The organism is Massilia sp. NBRC 108631, from assembly GCF_059704565.1.
Genome location: NZ_BAAKJE010000182.1, coordinates 131,865 through 152,764 on the forward strand (window position 1 = coordinate 131,865; position 20,900 = coordinate 152,764).

A 20,900-nucleotide genomic window follows, 5' to 3' on the forward strand; every position below is an offset into this window, starting at 1 on the left:
GGTTCCGTTCTGCAATTATGCGCTTGTTCAGGACACCGATTGGGCAGAACGCAACAGTGCGCCCCGTCGGCGCTGCCTTAGAATGGCCTTAGGGCAGCGCTGACCGTATTGACCAGGCGCAAGTTGCCAAATACACTGCCGCTCATTCGCATTTTATGGAGTCCCCTCATGGGCACTTGTTCGAGTGGCAGTTGTAGCCAGGCATGCCCTGGCCCCGCCCCGGCAAGATAACGCAGGCTTTCCCTGCCGTCATCTGCCACCGGCGGATGATGGTGTCTATCCCGCCCGGAAGCCTTCCGGTGCAGGACATTCCCCACGCACAAATTGATTGCATGCAGCCCTTGCGGCGCGCACGGCCCGTCCTGCGCGCTGCGGCGCCCGCATCGCCGTGGCCGGCGCGCGCCTGGGGCGCACGCGGCTGGAACCCGGCTGCCTCGCGCAGCCAGTACCGGGAATGCCGATGTACACCCTGTTCAACCCTCGCCGCGCCGCGCCGGCCCTGGCCTTGGCCGGCCCCAACCGCTGGGACTGGCTGCTGCTGCCGCTGGTGCTGGCCGTGCTGGCCGCCGCCGGTTTCGGCGCCATGCGCATGGCGCGCCCCTTCGCCCTCGGGCATGCCGGCGCCATGTCGCTGGACGGCGCCCGTCTGCCCTACTACCTGCTGCGCACCATGCTGCGCATGTTCATCGCGCTCGGCTGCTCGCTGCTGTTCGCCTTCGTGTACGCCCCGGTGGCGGCCAAGTACCGCGCCGCCGGCAGGGTGCTGCTGCCGCTGCTCGACGTGCTGCAGTCGGTGCCCATCCTGGGCTTCCAGGCGATCGCCGTCGCGCCCTTCATCGCCCTGTTTCCCGGCAACCTGCTGGGCGTGGAATGCGCGGCCATTTTCGCCATCTTCACCTCGCAGGCCTGGAACATGGCCTTCAGCCTGTACCAGTCCATCCGCAGCGTGCCGCCCGAACTGGACGAAGCCGCGCGCGTGTTCGGCCTGTCCGGCTGGCAGCGCTTCTGGCGCCTGGAACTGCCGCACGCCACCCCCGCCCTGCTGTGGAACATGATGATGTCCGTGTCCGGCGGCTGGTTCTTCCTGGTGGCGGCGGAAGCCATCTCGGTGGCGGGCCGGGATATCAAGCTGCCTGGCGTCGGGGCCTATATCGCGCAAGCCATCGAAACCGGCAACGGCCGCGCCATCGCGCTGGCCATCGCCGCCATGCTGGCCGGGATCGTGCTGGCCGACCAGTTGGTCTTCCGGCCCCTGCTGGCCTGGGCGGACAAGTTCCGCTTCGAGGGCACGCAGGGCGACACCGCGCAACATTCCTGGCTGCTGGACTGGGTCCGACGCAGCCGCTGGCTGCGCCGGCTGGCGGACCATGGCAGGCGCCGCATGCAAGGCGCGCCGGGCTGGTTTGCCGGCAGGCCGGCCACCGGCGCGCACGGCGTGCCCCCACCCGGCCCCTGGAGCGGCAGCGCGGCCGCACCGGCGGGCGATGGCGGCGTCGCAGCCCCGCGGCAGGCCCGCCCCGGCCGTCCGGGCCGGCTGTCCCGCTACCGCCGCCATGCGCTGCGCATCCTCGACGCGGCCATGCTGCTGGCGGCCTGGCGGCTGGCCCTGTCCGTCAGCGCCGGGGCGGGATGGCCGGAGGTGGCGCACGTCGGCTGGCTCGGCCTGATCACGCTGTTGCGGGTGATGGTGCTGATCGCGCTGGCGTCGCTGCTGTGGGTGCCGGCGGCGGTGTGGATAGGCCTGCGGCCGCGCTGGGCGCAACGCATGCAGGTGGCGGCCCAGTTCCTGGCCGCCTTCCCGGTCAACCTGCTGTTCCCGGTGGCGGTCTGCGTGATGCTGGCCTACAGGCTGAATCCCAATATCTGGCTCAGCCCTTTGATGGTATTCGGCACGCAATGGTACATCCTGTTCAACGTGGTGGCGGCCGCCTCCACCATGCCGGACGAGCTGCGGCTGGCGGCCGGCAACCTGGGCTTGAAGGGCTGGCTGAAATGGAAGCGCTTCTATCTGCCGGCCGTATTTCCCGCCTACCTGACAGGCGCCATCACCGCCTGCGGCGGCTGCTGGAACGCCAGCATCGTGGCGGAGTACGTCAGCTGGGGCCGCACCACGCTGGCGGCCGATGGCCTGGGCAGCTACATCAAGCAGATGACCGACGCGGGCGACTTCCATCGCACCGCGCTGGGCATCGGCGTGATGTGCGCGTATGTGATGTTGTTGAACCGATTCTTCTGGAACCGCCTGTACCGGCTGGCCGAAGAGCGTGCACTGGGTTGATCGAACGAGGAACTGGCATGGCTGAAAATATCCTGATGGAGCTGACCGGCGTCGGCAAGACTTTCAAGCAAGCGGACGGCGCGCCGCGCGTCATCCTGGACAGCGTCAACTTTGCGCTGCGCGACGGCGAAATCGTGACGCTGCTGGGCAAGTCCGGCTGCGGCAAGTCCACGCTGCTGCGCATCATGGCGGGGCTGGCGGCGGCCGACCAGGGCAGCGCGGTCTATCGCGGGACGCGCATTAGCGGTCCGGCCAGCGGCGTGGCGATGGTGTTCCAGTCCTTCGCCCTGTTCCCCTGGCTGACGGTGCAACAGAACGTGGAACTGGGCCTGGAGGCGCAGGGCGTGCCGCCTGCCGAGCGCGCACACCGCGCCGGCGCGATGCTCGAACGAATCGGCCTGGCCGGCTGCGGCGGCACGCTGCCGCGCGAACTGTCGGGAGGCATGCGCCAGCGCGTGGGCATCGCGCGCGCGCTGGTCACCAATCCGGATCTGCTGCTGATGGACGAGGCCTTTTCCGCGCTGGACGTGCTCACCGCCGAGACCCTGCGCAACGACATCCTGGAGCTGTGGGACAGCGGCCGCATCCCCACGCGCGGCATGCTGGTGGTGTCGCACAACATCGCCGAAGCGGTGATGATGGCGGACCGCATCGTCATCCTGTCCAGCGATCCGGGCCGGATAAGCCACGACATCGCGGTCCGGCTGCCGCGCCCGCGCAACCCCGATTCGCAGGAAGTGCGCGCCCTGGCCGATCAGGTCTACCGCCTGATGACGCTGCGCTGAGGCAGCATTGGGCGCCGGGCCGGCCGGGCCGGCGCAATTCGCATTGCAGTTTTTATTGCAATTGAGTTGCGTTAACGGCCGCGCCGCAATATTATTGCAATCCTGTTGCATTTGCAGCATAGATGCAAACCGGCTACCAATAACCTATTCGCGACTCCACCCATGCCCATCTCAAGAAGCCCACTGGCCACCTCCATCTCGCTCGGCCTGGCCTGCTGCCTGCCGGCCCACGCGGAGGAAGCCGACGGCCCGCCAGCCGGCACAGCCGGCGCGGCCGCCATGCAAAGCATCGTCATCAGCGCAGGCAGCACGCCGCCCGCCGCCGGCCTGCCTGCCTATGCCATCGGCAAGACCCAGGAAGAGCTGCGCCAGCAGCAAAACATCTTCAATCCTGAGGACGCGCTGCGCAACCTGCCCAGCCTGACCATCCGCAAGCGCTACAGCGGCGACCGCAACGCGCTGGTTGGCGGGCGCAGCTTCTCCACGTCGCAGGCGCCGCGCGCGCTGGTGCTGATGGACGGCTACCTGCTGTCGAACTTCCTCGGCCGTTTCGACGCCCCGCGCTGGAACATGGTCGCGCCGGAAGAGATGGCACGCATCGATGTGCTCCAGGGGCCCTTCTCCGCCGTCTATCCCGGCAATTCGATCGGCACCACCATCGCCATCACAACCAGCAAGCCCACCGCCTTCAGCGGCTCGGCGCGCGTCGCCACCCAGGTGCAGGAATACGACAATTACGGCCTGAAGGACCGCTACCACAACTACCAGGCCTCGGCCCTGATCGGCGACCGCCTGGCCTCCGGCCTCTGGTACAAGCTGATGGTGAACCACCAGGATTCCACCAGCCAGCCGATGCAGTACTACGCCGTCAACGCCAACGCCGCCGGCGCTTTCCCGGCAGCCGGCAGCGGCCCCGCCACGCCGGTGAGCGGCGTGGTGTACGACACCGCACCCGCCGGTCTGCGGCGCGCCGTGTTCGGCGCCAACGCCGGGGCCATCGACCACACGCGCCAGGACACGGTGAAGACCAGCCTGGGCTACGACTTCGGCGCCAGCCTGAGCGCGGAAGCTTTCCTCGCCTGGTGGCGCAACGATTCGGAAAACAGCAATGCCAGCCTGCTGCGGGATGCAGCCGGCAATACTGTCTGGTCCGGACGCGTGAGCGACGGCGCCAACGTCTTCAACATCCCGGCCGGCGCCTTCGCCCCCTTCCTGCGCGAGGAACGCCACCTGCAGGGCGGCTTCACGCTGAAAACCGGACGCAAGACCGGCTGGAACGGCTCGGCAGTGCTGAGCCGCTACAAAATCCTCGACGACACCCAGCGCAACGCGGGCGTGGCCGATCCGTTCGCGCCTGCCGGCGGCGCCGGAACGGCCGTGCAGCGCGGCGGCACGGGTTTCCGCTCGCTGGAGCTGCAGGCGCGCTATACGCCGGTGCCGGGAGACTGGACCGGAGGCGGTCACGCGCTGACCTTCGGCCTGCACGCCAGCGACTATGCGCTGCGCCAGGCTTCGCGCAGCCTGCCTGACTGGCGCAGCGTGGCCGGTGCCGAGACCCAGTTCGTGGGGGGCGCCACGCAGTTGCTGGGGGCCTACGCGCAGGACGCGTGGCGCTTCCTCCCCGGCTGGGCCGCGACCTTCGGCCTGCGCGCGGAAAAATGGGAAGCCTCGGACGGCGTTCAGCGCTTCACGCCGGGCCCGGCAGAAAACTACGCGCCGCGCCGCGAGCACGCCTGGTCGCCCAAGCTGTCGCTGGCCTGGAGCGCGGCGAACGGCCTGGACCTGCGCTTGTCGGCCGGACGGGGCACACGCTTCGCGACGGTGGCCGAACTATTCCAGGGCACGCAGTCCGGACCTGCCATCGTCGTCAGCGACCCCACGCTGAAGCCGGAACGCTCAACAGCGCTGGAACTGCGCGCCGAACAACGCTTCGCGGACGGCAGCCTGCGCGCCAGCGCCTTCCAGGACGACGTGCGCCACACCATCTGGACCCAGCTGGACCTGACTGTGTTCCCCAACGTGGCCAGCACGCAGAACGTGGGCCGGGTGCGCACGCGGGGACTGGAACTGGCCGGCACGGCCGACCGGCTGGGCATCCGTGGACTGAGCCTGGACGCCAACATCGGCTTCAGCAAGTCGGTCATCCTGGAGAACGCAGCCTATCAGCCGTCGCTGGGCAAACGCTGGGTGCGCGTGCCGCACGTGCGCTCCGCCACCACGCTGCTGTACGCGCCGCTGCAGTCGTGGAGCCTGGCGGCCACCTGGCGCTACTCCGGCCGCCAGTTCAACGAGATCAACAACACGGACATCAACCCGGACGTGTACGGCGGCCTGTCGCGCCAGAAGCAGCTGGATGTGCGGCTGCTGCTGCGTCCCGCGCCCGGCGCCGAGCTGTCCGTGGGCGTGGACAACCTGAACGACTACCGCGCCTACCAGTCGCATCCCTTCCCCGGCCGCACGCTCTTCGCCGAAGCGCGCTACGCCTTTTAGCAAGCATATCAACAAGGACTTTCCGATGATACGCATCGAACAACTGACCAAGCGCTATGCAGGCCGTACGGTCGTGGACCATCTCAACCTCCATGTCGCCGCCGGCGAGATTTACGCCCTGCTGGGGCCGAACGGCGCCGGCAAGTCGACCACCATAGGCTGCCTGCTCGGCTTCGTACGGCCCGACGGCGGCAGCATCGCGCTGGCCGGCTCGCCGCTGCCTGCGGCCGAAGCCGCGGTGCGCCACGCCGCCTACATTGCCGAGAACGTGGCGCTGTACGACAAGCTGACCGGCGCCGAGAACGTGGAATTCTTCATGCGGCTGCTGGGACAGGTGCCGTCGCGCGCCCGCGTCGAGCAGTTGCTGGAACGTGCCGGCCTGCCGGCGCACGCGTGGCACCGCCAGGCGCACGGCTACTCGAAGGGCATGCGGCAAAAGGTCGGTATCGTGATGGCGCTGGCCAAGGGCGCGCAGGTGCTGGTACTGGACGAGCCGACCTCCGGCCTGGACCCGGAAGCCAGCGTGTCCTTCGGCGCTTTGATACGGTCGCTCGCGGCCGACGGCGCAGCCGTGCTGATGGCGACGCACGACCTGTTCCGCGCGCAGGAACTGGCCAACCGCTGCGGCATGCTGGTGGGCGGACATCTGATTAGTGAATGGAACCTGGGAGAATTGAATGCTGGCGAACTCGAACGCAACTACCTCGACACCCTGGCCAGCCGGGCCTGAAGCACCCGGCGCCGCCGGCCCGCTGCGCTGGTGGCGCGCGTTCGGCGGAGCCTGGCAGGCAGACTGGCGTGAACGGCGCCGCGACTGGCGCGTGTGGCTGGTGGCCGGGCTGGGCATGGTGCTCGCGCTGTGCGCCGGCACGCTGGCGGCGCTGGACCTGCAAGACACGCTGGAAGCGCGCCACGTGGCCGGCACGGCCGAACAGCAGCGCTGGTCGCAGCAGGGCAGGAAGTACCCGCACTCGGCAGCGCACTACGGCGTGTACGTGTTCAAGCCCCTGCCTGCGCTGTCCGCGCTGGACCCCGGCGTGGAGCGTTTCGTGGGCTCCAGCGTGTGGCTCGAAGCGCACAAGCAGAATGAGCTGGTGTACCGCCCTGCGGGCGACGAGCCTGATGCCGGCCGCCAGTTCCGCCTGACTCCGGCCCTGCTGCTGCAGGTGCTGGCGCCGGTGGCCATGATCTTTCTGGGCTACGGCATGTTCGCGGCCGAGCGCGAGCGCGGCACCCTGGCTGCACTGCGCGTGAACGCGGCGCCGCTGGGAGCGATCGGCGCGGCGCGCGCCGCCGTGCTGGTATGCCTGGCGGCGCAGATCGCGCTGCCGGCATGCGGCGCCGTGGCGCTGCTCAAATGGCAAAGCGGCGCGCAAGACCCGTTTACCGACGGCGCCCTGCGCGGCGCGCTGTTCGGCGCCGGCTACCTGTTGTACCTCGCCACCTGGGCAGCCATCATCACGGCGGTTTCCGCATGGGCGGCCAGCACGCGCGCCAGCCTGGCCGCGCTGATCGCACTATGGGCAGCCACGGCGCTGGTGCTGCCGCGCGCGGCGGTGGAACTGGCGCAATCGGCGGCGCCGCTGCCCAGCATGCAGCAGTTCCGCCAGTCGCTCGATGCCGACCTTGGCATGCCGGACGATGCCGAGGAAGCCGAACGGCACAAGCAGCAGTTGCTCAAGGAATACAAGGTGGGCGACGTGCGCGATCTGCCGGTGAACTGGGCAGGCATCAGCCTGGCGCGCGGCGAGGCGCACGGCGACAAGGTCTTCGACCAGCACTACGGCCGGCTGTTCGACGCGCTACGGCGCCAGAGCGACGCGGCCGCGCTGGCGGGCTGGATTTCCCCGGCCGTCGCCGCCGCCGGGCTGTCCAGCTACCTGGCCGGCAGCGACACCGCCAGCCACCTCGAGTTCGTCGCAAGCGCCGAGCAGCAGCGCCGCCGCATGCAGACAGTGCTCAACGACGCCATCACCCGCCATCCCGAACGCGACGGCAAGCGGCACGATGGCGACGAGCAGCTCTGGAACAGCATACCGCCCTTCCACTTCCTGTACGCACCGGTTCGATGGGGTCACCTGATGATGAAATACCTGCTACCGCTGCTGGCGTCGCTGGGCGCCAGCCTGCTGCTGGCCTTCCTTGGCATACGCCGCCTGCGCCAGGGGAGCTTGCGATGAAGCAGATCCTCGCCTTGATACGCTACGACCTGCTGATGCAGCTGCGCGAGCGCGGCACCTTGCTGCTGCTGGCAGCCGCCCTGCTGCTGGCAGGCTACGGCCTGTTCGAAGGCAGCCGCTTCGAACGCCAGGGCCAGGCCGCGCGGGCCGATGCGGCGCGGCAGGAGCACGAGGCGCGCTTGCGCGCCGGGCAGATGGCCGAGCGCTACTTCGCCAACCCGGAGGCCGGCGAGTTCGCAGTCCTGCAGTGGTATCGAACGCCGGTGGACATCCGCGGCTATGCCTTCCGCGAACACGTGGGCTTCGCGGCCAAGCCCGCCGTACCGGGCGCCGCGCTGGGCATCGCGCAGGCGGACATATTGCCCGCATACGTCAGGGTGCGCGCAGAATCGATGGAGTCGGTGCGGACCGCCGCCGAAATCGAGCATCCGGGCCGGCTGGCTGCCGGACGCTACGACCTGTTGTTCTTCCTGGTCTACCTGTGGCCGCTGATCCTGCTGTCGCTTTGCATGTCCGTATTGACGCAGGACCGCGAAAGCAGGCGCCTGCGCAGCCTGCAGTTGCAGGGCCTTTCGCCGCTGCGCTTGCTGCTGGTGCAAACCGGCGCGCGGGCGCTGGCCGCAACCCTGGTGCTGCTGCTGTTTTGCGTGGCGGCGGCACTGTTGTCGGCTGCGGTGCCGGCCACCGTGGCGGGTTGCTCCGCGCTGGCGGCATGGTCGGCAGTGGTACTGGCCTATTCGGCGTTCTGGGCAGCGGTGGCGACGGCGATTTGCGCCGTCTGCGCCACCCGCATGAGCGCGGCGTTCGCCGTGTCCGGCGCGTGGCTGGTATTCGCGATTGTGATCCCCGGGGCGCTGAGCGCATGGGTGCAGCTGGCCGCGCCCGTGCCGAACCGCGAATACTATGTGCAGGCGATGCGGGACGCCGGCGACCGCGTGGCGGCTGACAAACTCAATAGCCTGGCGCGCTTCTATGACAGCCATCCGGAATGGAAGCCATCAAAGACGCCGCTGGACAAGGTGTCATCCAGCGTGTCCCGCATCCAGCGGGCGCAGGAGCTGGAAAGCGCGATGCGCGGCGTGGAGCAGAAGTTCGACAGCGCGCGCAGAAACCGCGACGCGCTGTTCGGTGTCGCCGCCTTTTTCAGCCCGGTGACGCTGGCCTACCAGGCGCTGGCCCACATCGCCGGCAACGACAGCGCCCGCCAGCAGCGCTTCATCGCGGAAGTACAGCAGCACCACGGCCAGCTGCGCGACTATTTCCAGGCCGAGATCCAGCGCGCCGCGCTGGGCGACGAGCGCAATCCCTGCCCAAGGACCTGCCTGGGCGGCTACGGCTTCCGCGACTTTGCCCAGGTGCCGCGCTTCAGCGCATCGGCGCAGCTGGCGGCGGCGCCAGCTCTGCCGGCGCGCGCCGCCCTGCTGCTGCTGTGGACCGGCCTGCTGGCCGCAGCCGCCGTACTGCTGCTGCGCTACGTGTCGCGCAGCCAGGCAACGCCGTGAGACCGGCGCCGGCCTAGCGGGCAGGCGCCGCTGTCGACGCTGGCGCCCGCAGCGAATGAATGTAGGCGCTCAGCTCCCAGATCTCCTGCGGAGAGAACGCTTCCTTCCATGGCGGCATCTGCAGCGCGCCGCGCGTCTTGCCGTTGCTGATGGTGTCGAACAAGTATTGCGGCGGCAGGTCGTCGCGCCCTTGCAGCGGCGCCCCCTTGCCGCCGGAACCGGCGTTGCCGTGGCAGTAGACACAGTTCTGGTTGAAGCGTTTCTGCCCCGCAGAAATCGCGGCGGGGCTGTCGAAATTGGCCGGCGGCGCGGCCCAGGCCAGGCCGGACAGCAGGAACAGCATGGGTATGGCGGTGTTGTGCATGGCGATCTCCTCTGTTCTAGTCGAGCGCGAAAACAACCATCGCGGCGCCGCCGGTCAGGTCCTTGATCCTGGGGAAGGCGCTGGCCATGAAGCCCGGCGCCAATGAACCCCAGCCGCTCGGCACGGCGATGTACTGCTTGCCGTTGACGGCGTAGCTGATGATGCCGGCGCGGATGCCGGAGCCGGTCTGGAACTTCCACAGCTCCTTGCCGTCGTCCGCGTCATAAGCGTGCACATAGCCGAACGGGTCGCCGTTGAACACCAGGCCGCCGCCGGTGGTGAGCACCCCGCCCAGGCCTGGAATGGCATAGTTCACGCTCCATTTCAGCTTGCCGGTGAGCGGATCGCGCGCGTCCAGCCGGCCTTCGGCGGGACGGTCCGGCGGCGGTACCGCTTCCAGCTTGTCCACGCCCAGGTACAGGCTGGCGATGCCCATGCCCTTGGTCTCCTGCTTGGCCGGCACCACCTTCTGGCACACTTCCATGGCGTTGGTGTACCACAGGCCGGTCTTCGGGCTGTAGGCGCCCGGGTTCCAGCTGCGCGTGCCCAGCAGGTAGGGACACAACAAGGTCTCCTGGCCGGCCGGCATGGCCTTGCGGCCGATCAGCTCACCGGTTTTCGGATCGATGGTCTTCACGAAGTTGTAGGTCTGGCTCAGCGGCCACACGTTTTCCAGCTTGCCGTCCGCCTTGTCCATCACGAACACGAAGCCGCTCTTGTTCAAGTGGACGATGACGTCCTTGCCGTCCTTCTTCACGATCAGCGCCTCGTAGGCCGCGTCGTAGTCGAAGGTGTCGTGCGGGATCTCCTGGCGGTGCCATTTCAGCTTGCCCGTTTTCGGCTCCAGCGCCAGCAGGCTGGCCGTGTACAGATTGTCGCCCTTGCGCGCGTCGCCGTAGAAATCGGGCGCGGCGTTGCTGGTGCCGATGAACACCGTGTCCGAGGCCGCGTCGTAGGTGCCGGGCAGCCAGGCGCCGCCGCCGCCAACCTGGCCGGTGCCGTCCGGCCAGCTCTTCGGATCGTCCTTGATGGTGTCGAAGGTCCACATCTTCTCGCCGGTCAGCGCGTTCACGGCGAATACCTTGCCGCGCTGCGGCTGGTCGCCGCCGGTGCTGCCGCCGATCAGCACGTCGCCGGCCAGGACCGGCGAGGACGAGAACAGGCAGCCGAAGCAGCTTTTCAAGTCGGTCAGCTGGGTGGACCAGGCTTCCTTGCCGGTCTTCTCGTTGATGGCGACGAAGCGCCCGTCCAGCGTGCCCAGGTAGATATGGCCATGGCCCATGGTCAGGCTGCGGCTCAGCGTGGCGTAGAAGCTCTGGCTGGCGATGGCGGCCAGCTTGGGCTGGTAATGCCAGACAGTCTGGCCGGTGGCAGCGTCCAGCGCAAACACGTTGTTGTTGGGCGCCACGTAGTACATCACGCCGTCCTTCACCAGCGGGGTCGAGATCAGGCCGGCGGTGATGTCGCCCGGCTGGTGTATCCAGGCCGCCTTCAGGCCCTTGACGTTGTCCTTGTTGATCTGCTCCAGCGGCGAGTAGCGCCAGGCGTTCGAAGTGCGGTGGTACTGGGTCCAGTTATTCGGGTCGGCCTCGCCGCCCGCCGGTCCCGGCATGGGCGGGGCGACCGCGTACGCGGGCGGCGTGGCGGCCAGCATGGCGGAAACGGCGGCCGCGCCGGCGGCGGCCAGGCATGCGGCGGCGATGGCGCCGGCACGGCGCTGTGGATGCTTGTTCATGGTGTTCTCCTCTGTATGTGCGGACGGCTTACCACATGAAACGGACGCCGGCGGTGGCGTAGTCCGTGTCGGTGCGGTGCTGGAAGACGGGGTTGTAGCTGAAACGCGAGTTGGCCAGTTCGCCGTACACGGTCAGGTAGCGGTTGACGGCGTAGTAGGCGCCGGCGATATGCGACTGCGCCAGGTGGCCCAGGGTGGCAGCCGTGCCGTCGATGCGCGTGCGGCCATAGCTGTAGCGCAGCGACAGCGCTGCCGTTGGGCGGTACACCAGCTGGCCGAACACGCCCCGGCTCTTGCGCGCGCGGCCGTCCGCGTCCAGCGCGTCCAGGTCCTGCATCAGCACCGAGCCGAGGCCCTTGCCGCTGAAGCCGGACAGGTGCACATTGAAGGCCCCCATGTCGGCCGTGGCGCCCGCCGACAGGCCGCGCGTGCTCACCTTGTCGTCCAGGCAGGGCAACCCAGCCGCCGTCAGGCAATGGCCGGCGCGCTGCCAGGTGAAGTCGCCGTAGACCTTGAGTTTCATCCCGCCGCCCTCGTGGCGGTAGTACACGCCGCCCTCGACGCGCGGCGAGTTGGTGCGGTCGGCGCCGGAACCGGCGAACACGTTGCGCACCTGGCTGGGATCGTAGACGCCCACCGAAAACGTCAGCGGCGCAGCCTGCGGGGAGTTGTAGCGCAGCCCGGCGTTGAAGTTGGTGTACATATAGCCGGCGTTGAAGGTGGCGGCCAGCGCATTGGTGGTGTTGACATTGTCGTAGCCGGTCAGCCCGCCAGCCAGCACGGAGGCGTCGGCCAGCACCGGTTCGCCCTGGTAAATGCTGTAGGACTTGCCGAACACCAGTTCCCCCCATGGCGCGGACAGCTTGGCCCAGATCTCGCGCGGATCGAGCGCCTTGGACCCGGTATTGCCGACGTTGCCGGCGTTGCGGAAATTGCCCTCGCCCGACTGGGCGTTGATGTACAGGCCCACGCGGCTGCTCAGCGTCATGCCGTCCACGGCGGGCGCGGTGACGTTGAAGGCGATCAGGCTGGGCGTGGTGCCGGAACTCATGCGAAAGCCCGTGGTGTCCGGGCTGTCGCCGTTCTGCTTGTGGGCCTGCAGAATGACCCAGCCGTCGGTGCTGTACTTCCAGCCGTCGGCCGTGTCGAAACCCACGCCGGCGGTCGCGCCAGCGCTGCATGCGCAGCAGATCGCCGCCGCCGCGGCACGGCGCTTGATATTATGGTTCATGCTTGTCTCCAGTTATAGTTATTCGTGCTTGGGGTACTTCCCTGCCGTGCTTCAGATTTCCTTGCGTTTCATGGCCCCGGCGATGTATTCGGCTTGCCGGATCGCCAGCGCCACGATGGTCAAGGTTGGGTTGGCGGCGGAGCTGGATGTAAACTGGCTGCCGTCCGAAATGAAGAGGTTCCTGATGTCGTGGGTCTGCCCCCACTTGTTCACCACGCCGTCGCGCGCCAGCGCGCTCATGCGGTTGGTGCCCATGTTGTGGCTGGCCGGGTAGGCCGGCATGTCGATCACGCGGGTGGCGCCCACCGCTTCGGACAGGCGCCGGAACTGGCGCAGCCCGTGCGCAGCGATGGCCTCGTCGTTGCTGTGGTAGGTCTTGGTGACGATGGGCACCGGCAGGCCGTACTGGTCCTTCTCGGTGGGATGCAGCGTGATGCTGTTCTGCTCGCGCGCCATGTCCTCGCCGCACACCCACACGCAGCTCATGTGGTCGTACATTTCCAGCGCCGAGGTCACTTCCCGGCCCCAGCCGCCGGGGTGCATGAAGGCGGCCGTGTAGGGCAGCCCCAGCGCCAGCCCTTCCAGGTAGTAGCCGCCGTTGAAGCCGCGCCGCGTGTCCAGGTCCACCTCGTCGGCCACCACGGCGCCGATGTCGAAGCCGCGGTACATATAGACCGGCTTGCGGTGGATGGCCAGCGCCGCCGCCGTGGCGTGGTTCATATAGTTCTTGCCCACCTGGCCGGAGGAATTGGCCAGGCCGTCGCGGTACAGGCTGGACGCGGAGTTGAGCAACAGGCGCGGCGATTCGATGGAGTTGCCCGCCACGCACACCACGCGCGCCTTCTGCAGCTGGGTCCTGCCCTTGGCGTCCACGTACAGCACGCCGGTCACCTTGCCGGACTTGTCGTGCTCGATGCGCAGCACCATGGCCTGCTGGCGCAGTTCGGCGCGGTTGGTTTCCAGGGCGCGCGGAATCTCTGTGTACAGCGTGGACCACTTGGCGCCGATTTTGCAGCCCTGCATGCAGAAACCGATCTGCATGCAGGCCGGACGGCCGTCATTGGCCTTGCTGTTGGAGGCCACCGGCCGCACGATCTTCTTGTAGCCGATCTTGCGCGCGCCCGCCGCCATCACCTTGTAGTGGTTATTCTCCGGCATGGGAGGCATGCCGCTGGCGGCCGCCCCGGCCACGCCCATCTTCTTCTCCGCCTTGTCGTAGTAGGGCGCGATGTCTTTGTAAGTGATGGGCCAGTCCAGCACATTGGCGCCCTCCACCTGGCCGTAGACGGTGCGGGTCTGGAAATCGTGCGGCTGGAAGCGCAGCGCGACGCCGGAGAAGTGCACGGTGGAGCCGCCCACGCCCTTCACGATCCAGGCCGGCAGGTTGGGATAAGTCTTGGTGTGGTGCCAGCCGCCGGCCGAGATGCGCTTGTCGAGCCACGAAATCTTGTTGAACATCGCCCATTCGTCGTTCTCGAAATCGGCCTGCGTGTAGTGCTTACCCGCTTCCAGTATCACCACCTTCACGCCGCGCTGGGCCAGTTCGTTGGCCAGCGTGCCGCCGCCCGCGCCCGAGCCGATGACGACGACCACGTCGCGGTCGCCGGTGCTGTATTTGATCGCCATGCTTGTCTCCTCGTTCTTGTTGTCAGATCCAGTCGATATCGTCGAAACCCCGGTTCACGTAGCCGCCCTTCTCCCAGGACGAGCCCTCGTAGCCGAACAGCGGGAACACCGCCTTGTTGTCGTACAGCCCGGTGACCAGTCCACCGTGGATCTTCACGAAAAAGGAGCTGGTCTCGATATCCTTCAGCAGCGCCACGCGGTCCGCTTCCTCGGCCACGGCCGCGTAATCCTTGCCATGCGCCAGGCGCGCTCGCTGGTTCAGCTGCGCCACGCCGTCGGACAGCAGCGCCTTCAGCGCCGGGTCCTTGGCCGCTTGCGCGTCGTACGGCACGATGGCGTGCTGGTAGTACTTGTCGGCCAGCTTGTCGTGCGGGAAAATGTCGCGCGCCATGCGCAACAGCGTGGCGCCGGTCTCGCTGCCCAGCACCTCGAACTGCTGCGCCATCGCGGCGCCCGGGCTGGCCAGCAGCGCGCCGGCCGGGATCACGCTCACGCCGATGCCCGCCAGGCCTGTGCCTTTGAGGAAGCCGCGCCGGGTCAGCGTCGCCGCCTTTTCCACCACGCGCATGCCGCTTTTTTGCTTGTCCATGTCATCTCCTTTGTTGTTGTGTGCAGCCTTGCTTCAGTAAATTTCCGCCGCGTCCCCGGCCTCGGCCTGCGCCTGCGGCAGGTGGAACAGCGCATAGCTCAGCGCCTGCCGTAGCGGACCTGCCACGGCGCCGAGCCAGTCGCCGCCACCCGCCTCCTGCTCGCAGGAGGTGTTGCAGGCCGCCAGCGCCGCCGCTTCGCAGTCAGGCCGGCCAAGCGCCTGCGCGAGCAGCCGCCAATCCGGCTGCGCCAGGTGCAGCCCGGCCACCAGCAGCACGCTGCCGCGCCGCCGCACCTGCGCCAGGCCGACGATCTTCCTGTCTCCCACCACCACTTCCCAGGGCGAATAGCCGCCGTAACAGGCCCAGCCCACCTGAGCCGGGGCGGCCCGGCGCTGCTGTTCGCGCGCCTGCTCCGGCGTGAGCGCATGGGCCGGCACGCCCAGGCTGCGCAGCACGCCCGCATACAGCTCGCCCAGCCAGCGGTAGCTGTGCACCAGCTGGCCGCACGCCAGCGGATGGCCCTGCGGCAGCAGCACCGAGGCGCTCAGCATCCACGGCCCGGCCAGCACCGCGCCGCCGCCCGCCTGCCGCACCACCGCCTCCATGCCGCAAGCCGCCGCGCGCGGCGCCACCTGGTCCAGCGCGGCGCGCTGCGCGCAGCCCAGCACCACGCCGGGCGCGCCATAGCGCCACAGCTGCATGGCCGCACCATCCGCCGGCTGCGCGAGCAGGCGCGCGTTCCACTCCTGCTCCTCGCGGCAGCTGGCCAGCGCGGGCTGGCGCGGCGCGTTCCATAGCGGGGCAAACATCTACAGCCCCTCGGCCGCTTCCAGGCGCGCTTTGAGCTCGCCCAGGAATAGCGCGGCCGGATGGCCGTCCACGGCGCGGTGGTCGAACACCAGCGAAAGGGTGGTCGCAGGTGCGATCATCAGCTTGCCGCCCTGGACCACCGGACGGTCGGCCACACGCGCCAGGCCGAGGATGCCCACCTGCGGCGGATTGAGGATGGGGGTGAACCAGTCCACCCCGGCCGCGCCCAGGCTGCTCACCGTAAACGTGCCGCCCTGGTAAGCCTTGACCGGCAGCGTGCCGGCGCGCGCCCCGGCCGCCAGCGCCGCCGCTTCCGCCGCGATCTGCTCAATGCTCTTGGTGTCGGCGTCGCGTATCACCGGCACGGCCAGGCCTTCTTCCAGCGCCACCGCCACGTTGATGTGGATGCCCGGCATGCGCTCGATGGCGCCTTCGCGCATCAGCGCGTTCATGGCCGGGTGGCTGCGCAGCGTGAGCGCCAGCGCGCGCAGCACGATGGGCATCACGCTCAGGCGCACGCCGGAACCGGCGCGTTCCTGCAGGCGGGCCCGCAACAGCTGGCAGCGGCGCATGTCCACGTCCATGCCGAGCGCCACCCGCGGCGCCTGCCAGCCAGCCGTCATGTTGCGGGCGATGCTGCCGCGTATGCCCTTGAGCGGCACCAGGTCGGGCGCGGCCGCCTGGTCCGCCGCCGCCACGGCTGTGCTGTGGGCGTGCATCACGCAGCCCGCAGCGTGGCCAGCGGCTTGCCCTGGGCAACCGTGGCGTCGGCCTCGATCAGTACCTGGTCCAGCACGCCGTCCTGCGGCGCCGGCACGTCGATGCTGGTCTTGACCATGACGACGACTGCTACCGTCTGGCCGGCCGTCACGCGGTCGCCGGGCTTCACCAGCCACTGCTCCAGCAGGGCCTCGGTGCCGGGTTCGACGTCTTCCCAGGCGTCCTGGGGTAAGTGAATTTCGCTCATGCTGCTTTCCTTTCAATGGTGTTTGCGGATACGAGTTGGCGCGCGGCGGCGACGATGCCGTCCACTTGCGGAATGACGAACTGCTCCAGCGGGCGCGCGTACGGAATCGGCACGTCCGGCACGGCGAGGCGCTTCACGGGAGCGCGCAGGGTGACGCTGTCGAGGTTCTCGGCGACGATGGCGGCGATCTCGCCGCTCAGGCCGAAGCTCAGGTAGTCTTCATCGGCGATCAACAGGCGTCCGGTCTTGCGCACCGAGTCGAGGATGGCCTGGCGGTCCAGCGGGACGATGGTGCGCAGGTCGATCACCTCGGCGCTGATGCCTTCCCTGGCCAGTTCGGCCGCCGCCAGCACGGCCTTCTGCACCATCTGGCTCAAGGTCACGATGGTGACGTCGGCGCCCTCGCGCACCACGCGCGCCTGGCCGAAGGGGATGGCGTAGGCTTCCTCGGGCACCTCGTTGGTGCTGCCTTCAAAGTAGGACATCCACGGCAGGCCCATGATCCCCTTGTGGAACATGAACACCACCGGGTTGTTGTCGCGAATCGACTGGATCATCAGGCCCTTGGCGTCGTACGCGTTGGAAGGCACCACCACCTTCATGCCCGGCAGGTGGGCGAAGGTGGCGTACAGGCACTGCGAATGCTGGGCGGCGTCGTTGTAGCCGCCGCCGATGCCGGTCATGAGCACCATGGGCAGGCTGATGTTCCCGCCCGCCATGTAGGTGTTCTTGGCCATGTGGTTGTAGATCATGTCCATGCAGACGCCGAAGAAGTCGACGAACATCAGCTCCGCAATCGGGCGCATGCCCTCGGCGGCTGCACCGATGGCCGCGCCGATAAAGGCGGTTTCCGAAATCGGCGTGTCCATGATGCGGTCCTTGCCGAACTTGGCCAGCAGGCCGGTGGTGGCGCCGAAGATGCCGCCGTATTTGCCGACATCCTCGCCCAGCACGAATACCTCGGGGTCGTGCTGCATTTCCTGGCCGATGGCCTCGGCGATCGCCTGCGCCATCGTCATGCGGCGCGCGGCATTGGTACTGGTGGTGACAGTGGTGCTCATAGTGAAGGTCTCCTTGTGTGTGGGGTCAGCAGAACACGTGCTGCAGCGCTTCTTCGGGCGCCGGGTCCGGACTGTTGCGGGCAAAGGCATAGGCGCCGGCCACGCGGGCCTTGGCGACGGCCACCAGTTCGGCCTCGGTGGCGTCGTCCAGCAGGCCATGCGCGCGCAGGAAGGCCGCCAGTTGCGGGATGGGGTCGTTCTTGCGCGCCTGCTCCGCTTCGCCCTTGGCACGGTAGACTTCCGGGTCGCCCTGGAAGTGGCCGTGGTAGCGGTCCGTCTTTACCTCGATCAGGGTCGGGCCCTCGCCGCGCCGGGCGCGCGCCACGGCTGCGCCGGCCGCCTCGAACACGTCCAGCGCGCTGTTGCGCTCGACCAGGATGCCGTGCATGCCGTAGGCGGCGGCACGGTCCGAGTTGTTGGCGATGGCGGTGGAATCGGACTTCTCCACCGAGATGGCGTACTTGTTGTCTTCGCAGATGAAGATGACCGGCAGTTTCCACAGCGCGGCCAGGTTCATCGACTCGTGGAAGGCACCCTGGTTGGTGGCGCCCTCGCCGAAGAAGGCCACCGCCACCGCGTCGCTGCCACGCTTCTTGGCCGCCAGCGCCGCACCGCAGGCGGGCGGCATGCTGGCGCCGACGATGCCGCTGCAGCTGAACTTCACGGCCGGGTCGAACAGGTGCATGTGGCCACCCTTGCCGCGTCCCAGGCCGGTGGCCTTGCCGAACATCTCGGCCGTCATCTCCGGCAGGCGCACGCCCTTGGCGATGGCGAAGTGGTGCGAACGGTGCGCGCCGACCACCGTATCGTCGGCGCGCAGGTGGGCGCAAACGCCCACGGCAACCGGCTCCTGGCCCGCCGCCAGGTGCATTTCGCCTGGTACCGGGCCGGAGCCGATGTCGAAGGCCAGGCCTTTCTGGATATTCGGCGGCAGCTTGCCTTCCAGGTAAACCTTGACCATGGTGTCTTCGAATTCGCGGATCGCGATCATGGTCTGGTACATCCAGATCAGCTGCTCTGACGTGTGTTCCATTTACTCCTCCTGTAATTGTCTCTGTCGGAAGCGCGCGCCGGGCTGCGCGCTCTTGGCAGGTATTTCGCAACAACCATGCCAGCCAAAAAACCACGCTTGCGGGCCATCCGGCCCGCCATTGCAGGGGTTTTGCGCGACAGGTGGCACAGCAGCTGTCTCACTGGCGGTGACAGCTGTTGCGGGCGGACGCTCAGGGTGCGGGCATGGCCGCGACAAGGCGCCCGGCGAGCCAGAACAGCGATACCGCCGTGCAGCCGAAGGCGATGCCGGTTTGCGCGCGCGCCGCCCAGCCGGCGCGCCATGCCTGCAGCGCACGCAGCACCAGCCAGCCAGCGGCGGCAATCAGCAACTGGCCCGCTTCCACGCCGAGGTTGAAGAACAGCAGCGTGGCCAGCGGCGGTACGCTACTGTCGGCCAGCAGTTCCCGCAGTCCGAAGGACAGGCCGAAGCCATGCACCAGTCCCACCGCCGCCACCGCCAGCGGCCCCGCGTTGCGGCCCGGACGCAGCGCCGACACGGCGGCTCCCAGCAGCGACAAGGCGATCGCCACCTCCACCCACGGCGGAAACCAGGCGCCGGCCGGCATCCAGCCAAACAGGCCGGCGCCCAGCGACAGCGAGTGGCCAACGCTGAAGGCCGTGATGCGCAGCGCGGTGGGCTTGAGCCGCAATGGACCGAGCACCAGGCACAGTACGAACAGCAAATGGTCCCAGCCTTGCAGGATGTGCTCGCAGCCGGCCAGCAGGAACATGCGCGCGGCGCCGGCCAGCGAAGGATTCAGCTGCACCGGCACTGCCAGCGTACCGGCGGCGGAGTAGGTGCGCACCGCGCCGTCCTGGTGGAAGAACAGCACGTTGGCGATCTCGGCCAGGCCGCCCGTCTCGGGCTCGTGCAGGCTGGAGAAGGACAGCGGCGGGTAGCCCGCAGCGCCGCGCGGGAGCGGATAAAGCAGCTCGGCGTCAACCAGCACATGGCGCGTTTCGGTGGGCGCACCAGGCTGCATGCCCTGCCCGCCCGGCTGCGGCGGCAACCCCGGCATGGCCGGTCGGGCGGCGCGGCGCGCCTGTTCCAGTGTAGTAAACGGCGGCACCTGGCCGCGCAGTTGGATGCGCACCGCCAGCACGCGCGCCGCCACCGGGCGCCCGCCGGCGCCAAGCCGGTGGCTGTCCGCCAGCAGCCGGCCCACTTGCTCCAGCTTCGCGGGCGCTGCGGCGGCATCGAGGTAATGGAAAAGGCGCCCGCTCTCCATGCTGTCGTAGCGCACGCCTCCGGACGCCGGCAGCAAGGGCAGCGACAGCCGCACGTACGCCGCGAGGCCGTCCGCGCGCGGCTCGAAGTGGACCACGCGTACCAGCCGGTCCGCCGATGGATGGGCCGCCGCAGCGCCCATCCAGTACAGCAACAGCGCCAGGCATGCGCGCAGCGCGGCCGAACAGGCGCTGCGGCACATGGCTATTTCGCCGGCGCGCGCGGGTCCCACAGCAGGCGCTTGGCGCCCTTCTCGTAGGCGCGCCCCTTGGGATAGCTCACCAGTTCCAGCTGCATGCCCCACGGCGCCAGGAAATAGACCCAGGTCAGGCCGGCGGCAGGACCTTCCTTGAAGGTGCTGGGGTCGCCCAGCACCTTCACGCCGTTGGCCTTCAGGTAGGCCACCGCCTTGTCCATGTCGTCCACATAGAAGGCCAGGTGGTGGCCACCGACATCGCTGTTCTTCGGCGGGCGCGCAGCCTGCTTGGGGGCGGCATATTCGAAGATTTCCAGGTTGGTGCCATAGCCGCAGCGCACCATGCGGAAACGCTTGATCTCCGCGCGCGGGTCCACGTTCAGGTGCACCTGCATCCAGTCATCGTCGAACTTGAAGGCGCCCAGGTCGAACGAGGCTTCGCAGCCTATCACCTTGACGAAGAAGTCCACCGCCTCGGCCATGTTCGGCACGGTCATGCCCAGGTGGTCCGAGCCGCGCATGCCGGGCAGGCTGCCGGCCTGCGCCCCCAGCGGCAGCAAGAACGCCAGCAGGGCCGAGCCCACGATTTTGTTGTATTTCATGCCAATCTCCTTGAATTTTTATGGTGTTGCGGCCCCGCCGGACGGCGGCGCGCAAGCTGCCTGTGCAAGAAGCGCACCAGCACGCGCGGGCCGTGTTGCGCGTCTGGCGCGCCGCTGGCGCGGCGCGACAGCTGCTCCAGGGAGACGGAAAATGAGACAGGTGTCTCAGCGCCGGGGCGCCGCGCGCCTGCAAAAGGCGTGC

17 protein-coding genes and 1 pseudogene are annotated in these 20,900 nt (G+C 68.4%); 6 read left to right on the forward strand and 12 right to left on the reverse strand.

What is annotated here, in order from left to right; translation table 11 throughout:
- Nucleotides 1-460 precede the first annotated feature (460 nt).
- The 6 genes and pseudogenes from AC6H42_RS20140 to AC6H42_RS20165 all read left to right on the forward strand — a co-directional run bounded on the left by AC6H42_RS20140 (nt 461) and on the right by AC6H42_RS20165 (nt 9,235).
- Nucleotides 461-2,278, forward strand: a complete 1,818-nt coding sequence (locus AC6H42_RS20140) for an ABC transporter permease (RefSeq protein WP_497548806.1) — start codon at nt 461-463, stop codon at nt 2,276-2,278.
- Between the two features lie 17 nt (nt 2,279-2,295).
- A pseudogene (locus AC6H42_RS20145) lies at nt 2,296-3,060 on the forward strand (ABC transporter ATP-binding protein); the annotation flags it as partial.
- Nucleotides 3,061-3,225: 165 nt separating this feature from the next.
- Nucleotides 3,226-5,553: a TonB-dependent receptor gene (locus AC6H42_RS20150; protein WP_497548795.1), complete on the forward strand. Its 2,328-nt coding sequence runs from the start codon at nt 3,226-3,228 to the stop codon at nt 5,551-5,553.
- A 25-nt stretch (nt 5,554-5,578) separates the two neighbouring features.
- Complete coding sequence (locus AC6H42_RS20155; RefSeq protein WP_057155655.1) at nt 5,579-6,283, forward strand: ABC transporter ATP-binding protein; 705 nt, start codon at nt 5,579-5,581, stop codon at nt 6,281-6,283.
- Nucleotides 6,231-7,733, forward strand: coding sequence for a DUF3526 domain-containing protein (locus tag AC6H42_RS20160; protein WP_497548796.1), 1,503 nt, complete (start codon nt 6,231-6,233; stop codon nt 7,731-7,733). Before AC6H42_RS20155 ends, AC6H42_RS20160 begins: the two co-directional genes overlap by 53 nt.
- A complete protein-coding gene (locus AC6H42_RS20165) occupies nt 7,730-9,235 on the forward strand; it encodes a DUF3526 domain-containing protein (protein WP_497548797.1) in 1,506 nt (501 codons plus the stop codon). The genes AC6H42_RS20160 and AC6H42_RS20165 overlap by 4 nt, the downstream gene beginning before the upstream one ends.
- Nucleotides 9,236-9,248: 13 nt before the next feature.
- On the opposite strand, the gene AC6H42_RS20170 is transcribed toward AC6H42_RS20165, so the two are convergent.
- The 12 genes from AC6H42_RS20170 to AC6H42_RS20225 form a co-directional block, all read right to left on the reverse strand.
- Nucleotides 9,249-9,599: a c-type cytochrome gene (locus tag AC6H42_RS20170; RefSeq protein ID WP_057155658.1), complete on the reverse strand. Its 351-nt coding sequence runs from the start codon at nt 9,597-9,599 to the stop codon at nt 9,249-9,251.
- Between the two features lie 16 nt (nt 9,600-9,615).
- Complete coding sequence (locus AC6H42_RS20175; protein ID WP_057155659.1) at nt 9,616-11,334, reverse strand: pyrroloquinoline quinone-dependent dehydrogenase; 1,719 nt, start codon at nt 11,332-11,334, stop codon at nt 9,616-9,618.
- Nucleotides 11,335-11,362: 28 nt separating this feature from the next.
- On the reverse strand, nt 11,363-12,565 hold the full coding sequence (locus AC6H42_RS20180) for a porin family protein (RefSeq protein WP_057155660.1): 1,203 nt from the start codon (nt 12,563-12,565) through the stop codon (nt 11,363-11,365).
- 51 nt (nt 12,566-12,616) lie between these two features.
- Nucleotides 12,617-14,191 carry a GMC family oxidoreductase gene (locus AC6H42_RS20185; RefSeq protein WP_497548798.1) on the reverse strand — a complete coding sequence of 525 codons (1,575 nt, stop codon included), beginning with the start codon at nt 14,189-14,191 and terminating at the stop codon, nt 12,617-12,619.
- 22 nt (nt 14,192-14,213) lie between these two features.
- Nucleotides 14,214-14,780 (reverse strand): gluconate 2-dehydrogenase subunit 3 family protein, encoded by a 567-nt coding sequence (locus AC6H42_RS20190; RefSeq protein WP_200953969.1) that lies wholly within the window; start codon nt 14,778-14,780, stop codon nt 14,214-14,216.
- Between the two features lie 33 nt (nt 14,781-14,813).
- Nucleotides 14,814-15,590, reverse strand: a complete 777-nt coding sequence (locus AC6H42_RS20195; protein ID WP_057155662.1) for a lipoate--protein ligase family protein — start codon at nt 15,588-15,590, stop codon at nt 14,814-14,816.
- Complete coding sequence (locus AC6H42_RS20200) at nt 15,591-16,310, reverse strand: 2-oxo acid dehydrogenase subunit E2 (RefSeq protein ID WP_057155663.1); 720 nt, start codon at nt 16,308-16,310, stop codon at nt 15,591-15,593.
- Nucleotides 16,310-16,558: a lipoyl domain-containing protein gene (locus AC6H42_RS20205; protein WP_057155664.1), complete on the reverse strand. Its 249-nt coding sequence runs from the start codon at nt 16,556-16,558 to the stop codon at nt 16,310-16,312. The genes AC6H42_RS20200 and AC6H42_RS20205 overlap by 1 nt, the downstream gene beginning before the upstream one ends.
- The gene (locus tag AC6H42_RS20210) at nt 16,555-17,619 is read right to left on the reverse strand and encodes an alpha-ketoacid dehydrogenase subunit beta (protein ID WP_057155665.1); all 1,065 of its coding nucleotides are present in this window, start codon (nt 17,617-17,619) and stop codon (nt 16,555-16,557) included. The genes AC6H42_RS20205 and AC6H42_RS20210 overlap by 4 nt, the downstream gene beginning before the upstream one ends.
- 25 nt (nt 17,620-17,644) lie before the next feature.
- Nucleotides 17,645-18,652, reverse strand: coding sequence for a thiamine pyrophosphate-dependent dehydrogenase E1 component subunit alpha (locus AC6H42_RS20215; protein ID WP_497548799.1), 1,008 nt, complete (start codon nt 18,650-18,652; stop codon nt 17,645-17,647).
- Nucleotides 18,653-18,842: 190 nt separating this feature from the next.
- Entirely contained in the window at nt 18,843-20,102 is a 1,260-nt protein-coding gene (locus AC6H42_RS20220) for a HupE/UreJ family protein (protein ID WP_497548800.1), read from the reverse strand.
- A 2-nt stretch (nt 20,103-20,104) separates the two neighbouring features.
- On the reverse strand, nt 20,105-20,698 hold the full coding sequence (locus AC6H42_RS20225; RefSeq protein WP_082551838.1) for a VOC family protein: 594 nt from the start codon (nt 20,696-20,698) through the stop codon (nt 20,105-20,107).
- Nucleotides 20,699-20,900 lie beyond the last annotated feature (202 nt).